The following is a 15,095-nucleotide window of genomic DNA, read 5'->3' on the forward strand; positions in this document are numbered from 1 at the left end:
CCTGCTCCTGCTCACTGGCAGGGTTCCCCTCTTCACAGAATAAAGGCAAACTTTGCTGTTTATCCAGTAACTGCCAGCGACTGTTATACCTGTCGCCACTAATTGCTGCTAAGGCATTAGCACTGGCCAGCGCCTGTAAATCGCTGCTATTAAGGCCTGCCTGACGTAACTGGTGAAGTGAGCTGTACCCCTGTGCAGGCCGAAGCTGCAGTAAACGTTCAGCCCCTTTGGCGCTTAAGCCTTTAATCTGGCGCAACCCCAGCCGGATAGCATAACCCTGTTGGCCCGGCTGTAATTGATAATCCCAGCCTGAACCATTTACCGTTACCGGTAATAACTCAACCTGATGCTTGCTGGCATCCTGTAACAGTTGCGAGGGGCTGTAAAAACCCATAGGTAAACTATTAAGCAATGCCGTATAAAAAGCCGCCGGATAATAATGCTTTAACCAGGCTGAAATATAAGCCAACACGGCAAAGCTGGCCGAATGTGACTCGGGAAAACCATATTCACCAAAGCCACAAATCTGCTGATAAATCCGCTCGGCAAAGTCCAGCTGATAACCACGATGCAGCATGCCGTTAATCAGTTTCTCTTTAAACGGTAACAGTTCGCCGGTTTTCTTCCAGCTGGCCATGGCCCGGCGCAGCTGATCAGCCTCACCACCACTAAAACCGGCAGCCACCATCGCCAGGGCAATGACCTGCTCCTGAAAAATCGGTACCCCCAGAGTGCGGCTCAATACCTGTTCAACCTCACTGGAAGGATAGCTAACAGGCTCAATGCCATTTCGTCGCTTTAAATACGGATGCACCATATCGCCCTGAATTGGGCCTGGCCGGACAATAGCAATCTGTACCACTAAATCGTAAAAACAGGCCGGTTTTAAGCGGGGCAACATGCTCATTTGTGCCCTGGATTCAATTTGAAATAAGCCAACGGTATCGGCTTGTTGGATCCGTTGATACACAGCCGGGTCATCACCCAGCGCATTAACAGCGGCAATACTGAGCGATCGCTGATAATGCCGTTCAACCAGATTAAAGCATTTACGAATGGCGGTAAGCATCCCTAAAGCCAGTACATCAACTTTCAGTAGCTCCAGCGTTTCTAAATCATCTTTATCCCATTGGATCACGGTTCTGTCGGCCATAGCGGCATTTTCTACCGGTACCAGTTCGTAAAGCGGGCCTTCGGAAATAACAAAGCCCCCCACATGCTGCGATAAATGGCGCGGAAAACCACGCAGTTCATCCACTAACTGCACCAATTGGCGGCTGGTTTCACTGTTCGCATCCAACCCCAGAGCGCCCAGTTGCTGTTGCCAGCTGGTTGCAGGATTACGCCGCTGAATATTTTTAACCAGAAAATCCAGCTGGCTGTCTGGTAACCCCAGCGCTTTGCCAACATCGCGCAAAGCACTTTTAAACCGGTAACTGATCACCGTCGCAGCAAGCGCAGCCCGCTCCCGGCCATATTTCTGATACAGATACTGAATCACCTCTTCACGTCGTTCATGTTCAAAGTCGACATCGATATCAGGTGGCTCTTTTCGTTCTTTTGATAAAAACCGCTCAAACAGCACCTGAATTTGCCGTGGATCAACAGCGGTGATTTGCAGGCAATAACACACCACAGAATTTGCTGCTGAACCACGGCCCTGATATAAAATATTGCGACTTTGGGCAAACTGCACCAGATCATAAATGGTCAGAAAAAAATATTCATAGTGAAGCTCACTGATCAGAGCCAGTTCTTTTTCAATCAGCGCCTGAACATGGGGCGGTACACCGTCGGCAAAACGAATTTTACTGCCCTGTTCCACTAATTTTCGCAGATAACTGCTGGCAGTTTCCCCCTCTGGCACTAATTCAGCCGGATACTGATATTTAAGCTCACTGAGATGAAAGCTGCAGCGCTCTGCAATAACCCGGCTTTCATTCAGCCAGCTTGCCGGAAATAATTTAGTCAGCTTTGGCAATGGCCGCAGCGACCGCTCAGCATTACTCAGCAAGCTGCGACCCAGCTCCCGCAGCGGCTTACCGGCACGGATGGCACTGAGGCAATGCTGCAATGCCAATCGGGCCGGCTGATGCATTAAAACCCCACCACAGCTAACCTGGCTCAGCTGGTACTGGCCGGCCAATTGCTGACAATACTGATTAAATTGCGGCTCGTTATGGCTTAAATAGCGCCGCATTGCCAGCCATAACCGGCTGCCATGGTACTTTTTAAGCCACTCGCCCCAGTACTGGTCACTGGCAGACTCTCCACTTGGCAACCATAAAACAAAACAGTGCTTAACCGACATTAAATCCCATTCCGTCAGCTGATAATTGCCTTTAGTGCTGCGTCTTCTGGCATTAGTGATGACCCGGCACAGCTCGCTGTAAGCGGCTTTAGACGGGCATAACATGACCAGCTGCAGCTTATCGAGCATAAAAACACTGCCAACAATTAATTTCAGCGCCAGTTGCTGCTCATTTATTGCCCGGTAAGCTCGGACAACTCCTGCTACCGAACATTCATCCGTTATCGCCAGCGCCTGATAGCCAAGCGCTGCTGCCTCTGTCACCAGCTCCTGCGGGCTGGACGCGCCCTGCAGAAAACTAAAATGGCTTTGACAAAACAACTCAGCGTAATGCATGACCCTGACCTTTGAACAATTTAACTAAACCAACCATGGACATACCATTGCTGGCTGACAGTGCGAAATAACCATAACCACTGGCCCTGCTGATTACGGCCAATAAAATAATCCCGTTGCGTGCTCAGCTGAAAGCCATCAGGACACAGCCGCTCCGGCCCCTGCAAAACAGTCACAGCTTCCGTCAGTGGCTGCGGTCTGCTTAGTAGAAATGCCGGACGAAGTGAAAATACCGGCTGAGCAGGCTGCTCCCCGGCGAGTGGCGGGCTGCGCTGGCTGGCTTGCTCGGGTAAATGATGATTTTCCAGGGTTAAGCTGCTGACAGCCGGCTGCCCCAAACGCGCCTGCAACAGCGATATCAGTTGTAATGGCGACATTCTGACCTGATGCCGGGCAAATAATGTTTCAGTAACGCTCTGCTGACTGGCAAAATGCTTAACATCCAGCTGCAGGCCATATACCGGCTCAGGCAACGGCAGATTTTGCAGTTGCAGCTGACACAGCTGCAACCAGGCGTCTGCTTTATATTCACCCTGGGCCGAACCAATACTGAGCTGCAGTGGTGGGTTATCCCGGAAAAATAAGCTAAGCAGCAGCTGATAGCATTGGCAATTAGCACGGCTAAGCTGCAGCTCCAGTTGCTGTAACAATTTTACTAATGGTTTTGCCAGCACCGAACTGTCGCTGATATCGAATAATAACTCCAGGTAGCGGCTGAAACCGGGCTCTGGCTGCAGATACTTCAGCGCATGATAATAATCGCCCCGTAACCGCCCCAGATAACTGAGCAGCTGGCTGTCGAAGCGCCGGGCCAGTTCCGCCGGCGGCAAAGCCTGTAACTGGCCAAGAGTATCAATACCCAGCCTGGCCATTTGCTGTTGCATATCATCAGACAGTTCAGTGGCACAGAGCGGACTGGCCTTAAGTGCTGGTAATAACTGGCTGGGATCGATCGTCATTAAACTGGCTTGTTGATTAGCAAGACATTTTGCCGCATAAGGAGTAGCACCACAGCTGTACTGGTAACGATAAGTCAGTTTATCCAGTTTTTTCCGAAGTGCCTGCCAGTAGGGTTCAAGCCCACCATAAAGCTTAAGCATGCCATCAAGACGCAGTATGAGTCCTGAGGGCTGATCCTCTGCAATATCACTACTTAACTGATACAACTGCTGGGCAACAATGTGTAATACTCTGGTTTGTTGCTCTGGCTGATAGGGCAGCAGTTGCAAATCCGGACAAAGTGCTGCGGCACTGGCCAGTCCCATCTGCGGTTTCAGACCCGCCTCTGTTGCTGCACAATTTAACTGCACAAGCTGATGCTGCTGATCAACCAGCGCGACAGGCAAGTTGCTGCTTGCTGCAGAAAGCAGCAGATGATCCAGCTGCAGTGCCGGAAAATGCAGATACAAGAACATCGCCATCCTAGCCAGTCTGACGCAGGGGCTCAGCAGCCTCAGGGGCTAAACACAGTGCTGGCCATTGCTGTTGCATACTTATCTTAAACGGTGCTGCCGGCCAGCTGCCTTTGCGTTTAAGCACAGTTAACTTAAGCCCTTGCGGATCGGGCTGCAGGCGGATACTTAAATTCACCGGCAGGCATAATGTCTGAGCGCTATCCCGAAAAACAATCATACTGGCAGCACCCTGCTCTGCCGCGAGCTGTAACCGCCGGGCCTGGGCTAAACTGATTGCCGCAGGCCATAGCAGCACACTGGCACAGCAACCGCTTTGCAGACACTGCTCTGCTGCCCATAACGCCTGTTGTTGGGCCGACAAAGGTTTGGCTGTTCTACCCTGTTTCACAGATTTTGCCGCTTGAGCAGAGTTATCAGCTGGATTATCCGGGGTAATAATCAGCAGCTGGCTAAGCTTAAGGCCGCTTGCGCTCAGCATATCAGCGCTCAGCTCAGCAGGTGGACTGATAAATGCCAGCAGACGCTGACTGTGCTGCTGTTGCGTCTGCAAATACGGTAACAACAGCCGCAGCTCACCAATACCGATTTGGGTTTGAATATCAATCAGCCCGGTTGCCGGCAAGCCCCCGGCTAACTGCTGATCAAGCTCAGGGTAGCCAGAGGCGACGGCCTGATAGGCCAGCTGCTGGCTATCACCTTGCCATAACAACTGGCGTCGGGTTAGCTGCTCTAACAAAGCTGACATAAGCCACCTCACAAATACTGTATATTAATACAGTATAGCTAAGCGGCGGCCAGATGCAAAGCTTATCCCGAAGAATTAAGCTGGCATTAAGCTCAGAAGGGGTAAAACACCAGTTAATCGCAAAAGGAGTTCCAATATGAAAAAAACACTATTCGTTATTTGCAGTTTGGCAATAGGGATAAGCCAGCCCGTTATGGCTAAACCCGAACATGAAAAATCATTGCCTCCGGGCCTGGCAAAGAAAGTGGAAAGTGGCAAACCCCTACCGCCAGGCTGGCAGAAGAAGCTCTCTGCCGGACAATATCTTGCAGATGAATACTATCACCGGAGCACCGTTCTGAAAAAACCTGATGCCGATGGTATTATCACCGTTCAGATTGACGGCACCATCATTGAGCTCTTTGAGCATAGCCGGCAAATTGTCCGCATTTTAGAAGGTAAAAATTAAGCCTTTTTTTGTAACAGGGTCAGCACTTCGTAATGGCTGCTGTGAGCAAACATATCAAACAGCTGAACTTTCAGTAACTGATACTGGGGTAATTGCGCCAGATCCTGAGCCAGGGTTTGGGCATTACAACTGGAGTAAAGCAGCCAGGCTGGGGCAAGCCGCTCAATGTCCTGACATAACCCTGCTCCTAAGCCACGCCTTGGCGGATTAACAACCATTAAATCCGGGGCTTTTGCTGCAGCATTGGCAAAGGCAGTGGCATCCAGCGCCTGAAAGCGGACATGTTGCAGGCCCATTTCAGCGGCTGAGCGCTTAGCACTTTCAATAGCGGCCGGGGCAATTTCAATTCCCACCAGCTGCTGCTCCGACTTGAGCAGATGCAGACCAAAGCCTCCGACACCGCAAAACAGATCCCAGATCTGGTCAAAGGGCTGCTGTTGCTGCAGTTCATCTGCCCACTGCGCTGCGGTCCGGTACAAACTGGCAGCCACTACCGGCTGAGTTTGAAAAAAGCTTTGTGGCTGTAAATACAGTGGCACCTGATTAAGCTGCTCGGCCAGCACCGTTTGCGCCGTTAATACAATTTCTTCGCTCCCTTCCAAAATAGCAGCGGGTAAGGGCTGCAGGTTAACCGAACAGACTTCAAGCTGTGGCAATTGCTGTAATAACCAGGGTAAATGTTTGGTTATGGCCGCCAGGCAGTTTTTAGATCGTAGGACAAAGCGCAGCATAAAACGGCCACTTTCATGGCTCTGGCTCAGTAAAATATATTTCAGCTCACCCCGGCGGCTGGCAATGTCATAAGGAGTAAGGCGGGCCCGGCTGATAAAGGCTTTGCACAGGCTGAACACCGGGGCAAAGCTTGGCGGATACAACGGGCAATCAGTTAAATCGACCTGCTCACCTTGGGCATTGATAATTCCCAGAACCGGTGCAGCATCATTGCCCAGAACCACCATTTTTGCTTTATACCGAAAGCTCTGCTGCTCACTTGGCTGGGGCTGCAGAATTTGCACGGGCTTATACGCTGCCATTAACTCCGTCAGTTGCTGCTGTTTATCAGCCAGCTGCCGGGAATAGGGCTTCGCCAGCCACTGACAGGACTGACAACGTTTAGCGTTAAAATGCTGACACAACATAACTGACCTCGACTGTAAGTCAGCTAGTTTAACCACTCAGGCTGCTGGTACCAAGGCAAATCACAGCTTACCGGGGTGAGTTACAAAACATTTTCGACCACCCGCCCCTCTTTTTTGTAAATCACCCCGTTTTTCATCACCAGACTGACATCTGACAGCCGGTTAATGTACCTGAGGACATCTCCTTTCACTGCAATAATATCAGCGTACTTGCCTTCGCTAATTGTGCCCAGTTTATCCGATACCCCCATCATCACTGCAGGCCAGTAAGTCGCTGCCCGCAGCGTATCCATGGCCGGGATCTCCATAACATCTACCCAGACTGCTAACTCATTCCAGGTACTCTGACAGTGAAATTTAGTCGGGATCCCACTGTCTGTGCCAACCAGGAATACCACTCCGGCCTCCCGTAGCTGGGCAATCTTATTTTTCAGGGTTGGTTTTCTAAGTGGTGTCAGCTGCATATAGCTAAGTTTGCCTGGCTGCTGCAAAGACTGTTTGATATCAGCAATGGTGTCAGGCTTTAACCCCCGATGCCAGCAGTCTGCATCAAGATGCTCCGGGTTAGCCACCATCGCATCATAATTCCATAAGCCTTCCACCGTCGGCGTCCAGAATAAGGGTCCGCCCGCCACCCGGCCGGTAGCCGTGCGCTCTTTTAACTGATTCAGCACATCTTTCGGAAACCCCGGCGCAGTGGTCAGTCCGGTATGTTCAAAGTTATCCACTCCGATCACCAGTCCCCGGCGGATCTCATCAGGCCGGTGTGCATGAGCGACCACTTTCAGTCCATGTTTATGAGCCTGCTCAACAATGGCCTGCGCTTCTTGCAAACTCATTTTATCCTGATCAATTAATTTAATAATATCAACACCGGCTGCAGCCAGCTTATCGACTTTTTGTCTGGCGTCCTTAACGCTGTTAATACTCCAGCGAAACGCTTCAGTACCCGGATAGGCTTTGTGCTGCAAAAACGGCCCCGAGACAAACAGCCTTGGCCCCGGGATCTCACCTGACGCTATTCGTTGCTTGATATTAATTGAATCCTGCAGCGGCGCGCCCAAATCTCGGGCACTGGTAACACCCGCTAATAACAATTGCAGGGCACTGGCCGGCATAATTTCGTCTGACAGCCTGTTAATATAAGTTTTATCCCAGTGCACATAATCCGCATGACCATTTAACATCAGATGGGCGTGGTTCTCCCAAAGCCCGGGCAAGACGTCCATCCCCTCGGTTGAAATCACCGTATAACCTTCCGGTATCGGCAACGTATCGACTGTCCCTACCTGGACAATAATGTTGTCTTTGACCAGGATGACACTGTTCGCCAGAGGCGCGTTACCATAACCATCAATCAGTCGCCCCCCAACCAGTGCCGTGTTTGCTGCAAAAGTATCACTTGCTATCAGCAAGATTATTAATGTTATCAATATCCGCATGGCACATGTTCCCTGTTGAAAGAAGTTTCAGGCAAGTTATTAACTTAGCCGGAATAACGTCACTTAACCATTCATTCTGTCTGATAAAACAGCACTTTGGTCCGCTAAGTTGATTTGCAGCCTGCATTAACAGCATATGCTGCTAAACTGATTAATAGCCCTGCTTGTCAGGGCAGCGCAGTTGTGTGGGAAATTCAGCTAGCGGGTGGTTCAAAGCAGAACATTGCAGGGAGTAAAATGGGATTAAACAACAAAGCGCTCGCGCCAGGTGTTATCGACAACTTTCAACAGGTTCGGCGCCAGACACTGGCAATAACGGAAGGTTTATCTGCCGAGGATATGGTGGTGCAGTCTATGCCTGATGCCAGCCCCCTGAAGTGGCATTTAGCCCATACCAGCTGGTTTTTTGAGCATTTCATCCTGCAACCTTTTGCAGAAAACTATCCGGTGTTCAGCAAAGATTACTGTTATCTGTTTAACTCTTACTATGATGCAGTAGGTCCCAGGCATGCCCGCCCGGCCAGAGGCTTACTGACCCGGCCCCCCTTTGATGACATTCTGGCCTATCGTCAGCATATCGAGCGGCATATGATACCGTTACTTCAACGCCAGCTATCAGACGTAACAGAATTAGTGACAGTCGGTTTACACCATGAAATGCAGCATCAGGAACTGATGTTAACCGATATACTGCATTTATTATCAGCTAATCCTCTGGCACCGGCGTTACAGCAAACCCCGCCACCTGCCAGCCAGGATGCTGCTGAGCAGCACATTCCGGCCCAGCATATGCTCAGCCACGATGGCGGTCTGGTGCAGGTTGGTGCCACTGAGCAGGGCTTTAGTTATGATTGTGAAAATCCCCGTCATCAATTTTTTTTGCAGCCATTTAAACTGGCCAGCCGACCGGTAACCAATGGCGAATGGCTGCAGTTTATCGAAGATGGCGGCTATCAGAACCCGTTATTATGGCTCTCTGATGGCTGGCATTATTGCCAGCAACAACACTGGCAGGCGCCGTTATACTGGCAGCAGCAAAACAGCTGGCTTCATTTCAGCTTAAGTGGTTTGCATCCGCTGAATCTGTCTGCCCCGGTCTGTCATATCAGTTATTACGAAGCTGACGCCTTTGCCCGTTGGGCTGGCAAGCGTTTGCCCCGCGAGCAGGAATGGGAAGTGATTGCCGAGGCGCTGCCTGAGGCCATAAACGATGCTAATTTTCTGGAGCAGCATATCTGGCAGCCCACCTCCTGTCAGAGCCAACCGGATTTTCAAAAAGTATTTGGCGACGTCTGGGAATGGACCCAAAGTCCCTACACCGGTTATCCCGGGTTTAATGCAGCACAGGGCGAGCTTGCCGAATATAACGGCAAATTTATGGCTAATCAGTTTGTACTGCGCGGCGGCTCCTGTGCTTCGCCGCGACAGCAATTACGCAGCAGTTACCGTAACTTTTTCTACCCCCATCAGCGCTGGCAATTCAGCGGACTCAGATTAGCGGAGGATCAATAATGCCATCAGCTCAGACGCTGTTTCATACTCAGGAAGTGACTATTGCCCCGCTTACCCCTGTGGTGGATCGCAACTTTGTTGACGATGTATTAACCGGCCTGGCGTTACCGCAGAAACAACTCCAGGCCAAATACTTTTATGATCAGCAGGGCTCAGATTATTTTGATCAGATCTGCCAGCTGCCGGAGTATTATCCGTACCAAACCGAACTGAACCTGCTGCCCAGAGTCGCCAGCGATTTAGCCGATAGCTTCAGCTCAGACTGCACCATAGTCGAATTTGGCGCCGGCTCGCTGGTAAAAATTAAACCTCTGCTCAGCACCATCAGTAATATCCGGCAATTTATTCCAATTGATATCAGTGGCATTCATCTGGAAATGGCCTGTCAGCAGTTACAAACTGATTATCCAAAGCTGGCAGTAAAGCCGGTGGTAGCAGATTTTTGTTTTCCGGTGGATCTGCCGGCGCTTGACCATCAGCAAAAGATCGGCTTTTTCCCGGGCTCAACCATTGGTAATTTTTGTCCGGCTCAGGCAGCCCGTTTTTTAGAAAATGCCCGCTGCACGCTGGGCCCGGACAGCTGTCTGCTTATCGGGGTCGACACCAAAAAATCGCCAAGTTATCTGCATCGGGCCTACAACGATGCCGATGGCATAACAGCGCGTTTTAACCGCAACATTTTAACCCGGATTAACCGCGAGCTGGGCGCCAATTTTAATCCGGAAAACTTTGAGCATTATGCATTTTATAACGCAGGTCAGGGCCGGATAGAAATGCATCTGGTCAGCACTGAGCAGCAGGTCGTTGATGTTTTTGGCAGTGCCGTGGCCTTTGCCGCCGGTGAGAGTATTCATACCGAAAACTCTTATAAATACACGCCGGATGAATTTTGTCAGCTGGCGCAATCGGCAGGCTGGCAGGTAGAACGCAGCTGGCTGGCAGAGCAGGATCTATTCGCGACCTACCTGCTAAGAAACCGCTGTTAACGTGACGACACGTTTATCGCAATGGTCACACTGGTGGCACCACCTAAATCGTCCACCACTGATAACTGCACCTGACCGGGTTGCCCCTGCCAGAACAGGGTCTCGCCCGGTGCTACCGCCCCCAGGTAACGCTTATCTGCAAACCAGTGTGCCCGGGTAACCGCCCCATCGAAGCTTGCTTGCAATGCAATAGCTTGCTGCTTTGCCCCCTGCGTTGTCCCACCCTGATGTTTTTGCTGATCAGGCTGGCTGATAACATACGTCAGGCCAGGCTGCGGTGAGCGTATTTGCGGCGGCTGAGTGCTTCGCCGCAAATTAGCGGGGCATGGCTTGGCATAGCGCGGCGCGCTTGCCAGCATAATACCAGCCTGGCGCATCGCACTGCTGATGTCTGATGGCCAGAATTCAAACACATTAAGCTTGGTGACGCCCGGCTGATGCAAACAGGCCCGAAGCCCGCTTTGGATCTCAACCGGCACTGCCCGGTGCACATCAGATACTTTTATCGGTGAGACACCAGGAATAAACCAGCCAGGCTCGGTTTGCGGACAATATTTATTGGGTAGATCACCACTGCGGCTGCACAGCGCCACTTTTGTCAGGTTCAAACTGGCCGCCGGGCTGAACAGCTGCTGATCCTGCTGCTGGTTTTGTGGCAGCAACGCCAGCAATTCAAAAAATAACGGACCGGCAGCGCTACGCCCTACTAAATTCGGATTACTGCTGCCATCAAAATTCCCCAGCCAGACCGCCAGCACGTAATCACCACTTAACCCTACAGCCCAGGCATCGCGAAACGCATAAGAGGTACCGGTTTTCCAGGCAACCGGTGGTTGCGATGTCAGCTCACTGAGAGCTCCACGTTGCAGCCCCGGATGCTGGCGCAGCATATCGAGGGTTAAAAATGCCGCCTCGGGGCTTAACAATGACTGGCTTTGGTTTGTTTGCGCTGGCTGCTGTTGCCAGCTAACGGCTTGCCACTTACCACCATTACCCAGCATGGCATAAAGCTGGACCAGTTGTGCCATGTTCAACTCCATCCCGCCAAGCACCAGGGCTAAGCCATAGTGGCTGGCAGGTTGGGCTAACGGCACGCCGGCGGCATTTAGCCACTGATAAAAGTCAGGCTGTTGCAGTTGAGCCTGCAGCTGCACTGCTGGCAAATTGCGACTGTTAATCAGCGCCGTTGTTGCTGATACAGGTCCAGAAAACTGGCGGTCAAAATTCTCAGGATTAAAGCTGCCATAACGGCGTGGTAAGTCTGTCAGTAAGGTTTTCGGATGAATAAGCCCCTGCTGCAGCGCCAGCGCATAAACAAAGGGTTTTAAGGCTGAGCCGGGTGAGCGCGCGGCAGTGACCCCATCAACCTGTCCGGCAATCGTCTCATTATTAAAATCAGCCGACCCCAGCCAGGCCTGGATCTGCATGGTACTGCGCTTGATCAGTAACACGCTGCCATTATTAATTCCGGTGGCTTGCTGGCGCTGTAAGTAGCGGCTAAGCTGCTGCTCAAACCGTTGCTGCAGCGGCAACTGCAGACTGGTGTAAAACCGGCCTCGCTGCTGGCGTTGCGATCGCAGCTGATTAATAAAATGCGGTGCCTGCTGCGGTATATCAGCCCGGCTCAAATAATGTAACGGTAAATTTAACGGTAATGACGGGCCAGCCGATGGTGCAGACTGCTCAGTTTGCTGCTGCCAGATAGCCGTCAGTCGCTGCCGCGCGAGCTCCAGCTGCTGCTGACCAGTGCGGCTTAGCGGGCTGCGCTGATTAGGATTTTGTGGAATCACACTCAGTGCTATCGCTTCGGGCAAAGTCAGCTCGCTGGCTTCTTTGCCAAAGTAAATCAGGCTGGCGGCCGCCACGCCTTCAATATTGCCGCCATAGGGTGCATAGTTAAAATAGGCTTCCAGTAACTCAGCTTTACTGAAATGGCGCTCCAGATACAGCGCGTAACCGACCTGTTGCAGCTTACCAGCGATAGTGTGGGTGTTCAGCTTAAACCGCAGCCGCGCCAGCTGCATACTGATCGTCGAGGCACCCTGCCGCCGGCCATTTTTAAGCACGCCTTGCCAGAAAGCCCGGGCAATTGCAGTGAAGTCGACGCCAAAATGCTGGTAAAATTTGCGATCTTCGTACAACAAGGTGGCACGTTGGATTACCGGGGCAATATCGGCAAGCGGCAGTTTTAACCGGTAGCGCTGATCGTCTGCCAGCTGCAGACTGAGTAGTTCGCCATTAGCGGCAAAATACGCGCTGCCCTGCTGATAACCGGCATATAAATCCGGTTTAGCTGACACAGCGAAAAGCAATACCGCCAACAGTAACAGTGTGCCGGCAGGCAACAGCAGCCAGTACATCAGCCACTTAAATTGTGACCGCCAGCCAGACTGTCGCTTTTGCACCGTCATCTGCCTGCGGCCTTAACGGGCTGCTGTCACAATGAAACGACCGGCAGCCGTACTGGCGTGAACCCTGTTATCGTACATCGACTCTGCCGCTGCCGGTGGTACGGTAAAGTCGCCGGCTGTCGTCACTTTCACCTGATAACGCAGCTCAGTCATTTGCGGTCCGAAAGCCGCATAATATACCAGCCTGTCTTCGCGGATATCGACATAATCTGCGCGCCAGTGGCCTTGCTCTGCTCTGCTATCGCGTTGCACCGAACTTCGCACCACTCTAAAACCTGCTGGCAGTAAATCAACGACAGCGATATTGTTATGCCAGTTATTATCTGTACTGCGCAGTCTGAGCCGGACGGTCAGTTCATCGCCCTGATGTGCTTCACTGACAACCTCTCCTTTACTGTTTAAGTAGTCGCGGACAATTTCCAGCTGTTCAGCCCGGGCGGAAACTGGCAGGGTTTTCGCAAAACCACTCTCACTTAACGCATAAAACAACGGGGCCTTGTCACTGCCTGCGGCGCGCTCAATCAGTAACGTCTTAGCGTCGCTGCTAAAAGCAAACCGCGGTAAGCTGCTGCGGTTATCAGCAGCCATCAGTGCTGTCCGCTCACCGGCAGCTGTCAGCTGATAAAGCTGCGGCGCAGCAGCATTCGCCACCGGTTGCAACTGACTGTAAGCTGCCAGCGCCAACACGGCATAGGATGAACCGATGGTGTTGTATTTTTCGTCAAAAACCGGCTGCAGTAGGGTGATAATATGCGCTTTATCCAGTGCTTTAGCCTGCTCAGGAAAATGCCGGGCTAACAGGTAAACATACTGCGCATCCAGGCTCAGCTGGGGCTGGAACACCGGGTTAGCGAACGGAGCAAGCCGTTGCGTCTGCCGACGCTGCAAATAGGCCTGCTGCATGGCAGAGCTTTCGCCCAGCCGGTAATCGCCGATTAAGCCCAGGGCCACCGCGGGCTGTTGCATCAGCTGATAGCTGGCTGCCATGTAAATAGCAGTAATGTCTGTTTGCCAGGCTTGCTGATGTTGCTGTTGCAGCCGCTCATGCAGTTCAACCAGATAATTGCTGGTAACAATGCCACTACGGGTTAACAGATAAATCGCATTGGCCCGCAGCCGGGCCTGATATAAATTGCCGCCGCTTTGCCGCGCTACCTGATGCAGATAACTCAGGCCCTGCCGGTACAGATAATCCGGCACCGCCAGCCCCTGTTCGCGGGCAGCCATTAAAAAGTGCATGACATAAAGGCTGGGAAAATCTGCTGTGCTGTATCCACCCGGCCAGAAACTGAAGCCGCCATCACTTTGCTGACGCTCAGCAAGTTTCTGAATTAACACGGAAAACTGCTGCTGAACCTGCTCCAGGCGCGCCTGATATCCCGGTTGCTGCACCAGCCCGAGCCAGGGAAATACCTGCGACACCACCTGCTCGGTACAGCCATGCGGGTAACTGGCCAGATAATCAGTAAAGCTTTCAGCCAGTACCAGCGGATTAGCCGATGCGGCGATATTAAGCCTGGCCAACTCGCTGTACAGCGGGTAGCGGGTGGTTAACGTCACGGGCAGCTTGTCACTGTAACCAACCTGCAGCGTCGTCTGATAATGACTGGCCGGCCGGATACTGAAACTGACCTGCCGGTTTGATTCCTCCAGCAACGTGCCCTGCTGATAGCGGGCGCTGAAGCTAACGGAAAATTCCCCGGGATTTTCGCCGGCTTTTAAGCGAAAACGGGCACTTTGCTCACTGCCTTCACTGATTTGCAGGTTTTGGCTCAACGGACTGACTGCAGTTATTCCCTCAGGCAGGGTCAGACTGACGCTGACAGGCGCATTATCACCCGAGCCTTGCACACCATTGGCAACATTGAGACTGACCTCGAACTCATCGCCCGGTGCCGCGCTTGGCAGCACTTGCGGCGTTAACACGAAAGGCCCGCGCACCTGAACATCAATGCTGTGCGCCCCCAGCGCCGTATCGCTCAGTGCCACCGCCATCAGTTTTAAATTACCACTGAAGCTGGCCGGCACCTGCACTTGTTGCTGCTGGATGTCGGGCCCGGCTTTAACCATGCCTAACCAGAATACCCCGGGTTGTTCGGCCCGGCTTGCGAACGGATTCAGGTTTTTCTGCAGCATCATCTCTGCGGCCATTGCCATCCGCTCCCGGTCATCACCGCCGACGCCGGCCAGCTGGCGTTGCAGCAAACTAAACGCTGGCAGAATTAAATCGAGCATTTGCAGGCTGCGCACCTGCAAAGCACGCTTTTGTAAAAAGTGGCCTAACGGATCCGGCAGCTGATAACCCGCTACCTGCAAAATGCCCTCATCAACCCCATAAATCAGCATATCG

Annotated in this window: 10 protein-coding genes; 3 read left to right on the forward strand and 7 right to left on the reverse strand. The window is 52.1% G+C overall.

Features of this window, described 5'->3' with window-relative positions:
• The 3 genes from R3177_RS07735 to imuA form a co-directional block, all read right to left on the reverse strand.
• On the reverse strand, positions 1–2,647 hold a 2,647-nt coding region (locus R3177_RS07735), incomplete at its 3' end, for an error-prone DNA polymerase (RefSeq protein ID WP_318970464.1).
• 20 nt (positions 2,648–2,667) lie between these two features.
• Positions 2,668–4,062 (reverse strand): DNA polymerase Y family protein, encoded by a 1,395-nt coding sequence (locus R3177_RS07740; RefSeq protein WP_318970465.1) that lies wholly within the window; start codon positions 4,060–4,062, stop codon positions 2,668–2,670.
• A gap of 7 nt (positions 4,063–4,069) precedes the next feature.
• Entirely contained in the window at positions 4,070–4,807 is a 738-nt protein-coding gene (gene imuA, locus R3177_RS07745) for a translesion DNA synthesis-associated protein ImuA (protein WP_318970466.1), read from the reverse strand.
• 136 nt (positions 4,808–4,943) lie between these two features.
• Between imuA and R3177_RS07750 the strand changes: the two genes are divergently transcribed.
• Complete coding sequence (locus tag R3177_RS07750) at positions 4,944–5,255, forward strand: hypothetical protein (RefSeq protein ID WP_318970467.1); 312 nt, start codon at positions 4,944–4,946, stop codon at positions 5,253–5,255.
• Here the strand turns inward: R3177_RS07750 and rlmC are convergent.
• Both rlmC and R3177_RS07760 read right to left on the reverse strand, forming a co-directional pair.
• Positions 5,252–6,430, reverse strand: coding sequence for a 23S rRNA (uracil(747)-C(5))-methyltransferase RlmC (gene rlmC, locus R3177_RS07755; protein WP_318970468.1), 1,179 nt, complete (start codon positions 6,428–6,430; stop codon positions 5,252–5,254). The two genes, R3177_RS07750 and rlmC, sit on opposite strands and share 4 nt — an antisense overlap.
• Positions 6,431–6,474: 44 nt before the next feature.
• Positions 6,475–7,836: an amidohydrolase family protein gene (locus R3177_RS07760; protein ID WP_318970469.1), complete on the reverse strand. Its 1,362-nt coding sequence runs from the start codon at positions 7,834–7,836 to the stop codon at positions 6,475–6,477.
• A gap of 237 nt (positions 7,837–8,073) precedes the next feature.
• On the opposite strand from R3177_RS07760, the gene egtB reads away from it, so the two are divergent.
• The gene (gene egtB / locus R3177_RS07765; protein ID WP_318970470.1) at positions 8,074–9,348 is read left to right on the forward strand and encodes an ergothioneine biosynthesis protein EgtB; all 1,275 of its coding nucleotides are present in this window, start codon (positions 8,074–8,076) and stop codon (positions 9,346–9,348) included.
• Positions 9,348–10,334, forward strand: coding sequence for an L-histidine N(alpha)-methyltransferase (egtD, locus tag R3177_RS07770; protein ID WP_318970471.1), 987 nt, complete (start codon positions 9,348–9,350; stop codon positions 10,332–10,334). The genes egtB and egtD overlap by 1 nt, the downstream gene beginning before the upstream one ends.
• Here egtD and pbpC read toward each other — a convergent pair.
• A complete protein-coding gene (pbpC, locus tag R3177_RS07775) occupies positions 10,331–12,745 on the reverse strand; it encodes a penicillin-binding protein 1C (RefSeq protein WP_318970472.1) in 2,415 nt (804 codons plus the stop codon). The two genes, egtD and pbpC, sit on opposite strands and share 4 nt — an antisense overlap.
• A gap of 12 nt (positions 12,746–12,757) precedes the next feature.
• Positions 12,758–15,095 (reverse strand): alpha-2-macroglobulin family protein (locus R3177_RS07780; protein ID WP_318970473.1); only part of this gene is annotated, 2,338 nt, incomplete at its 5' end.

This window comes from Arsukibacterium sp. (assembly GCF_033722355.1).
In the GTDB taxonomy this organism is placed as follows: Bacteria; Pseudomonadota; Gammaproteobacteria; order Enterobacterales; family Alteromonadaceae; genus Alishewanella.

What these genes read in the sequence shown, in the direction of transcription:
- egtB (WP_318970470.1), top strand. Translation starts at nt 8,074, where the DNA reads ATGGGATTAAACAACAAAGCGCTCGCGCCAGGTGTTATCGACAACTTT.
- imuA (WP_318970466.1), bottom strand. Translation starts at nt 4,807, where the DNA reads ATGTCAGCTTTGTTAGAGCAGCTAACCCGACGCCAGTTGTTATGGCAA.
- R3177_RS07760 (WP_318970469.1), bottom strand. Translation starts at nt 7,836, where the DNA reads ATGCGGATATTGATAACATTAATAATCTTGCTGATAGCAAGTGATACT.
- R3177_RS07740 (WP_318970465.1), bottom strand. Translation starts at nt 4,062, where the DNA reads ATGTTCTTGTATCTGCATTTTCCGGCACTGCAGCTGGATCATCTGCTG.
- pbpC (WP_318970472.1), bottom strand. Translation starts at nt 12,745, where the DNA reads ATGACGGTGCAAAAGCGACAGTCTGGCTGGCGGTCACAATTTAAGTGG.
- egtD (WP_318970471.1), top strand. Translation starts at nt 9,348, where the DNA reads ATGCCATCAGCTCAGACGCTGTTTCATACTCAGGAAGTGACTATTGCC.
- R3177_RS07750 (WP_318970467.1), top strand. Translation starts at nt 4,944, where the DNA reads ATGAAAAAAACACTATTCGTTATTTGCAGTTTGGCAATAGGGATAAGC.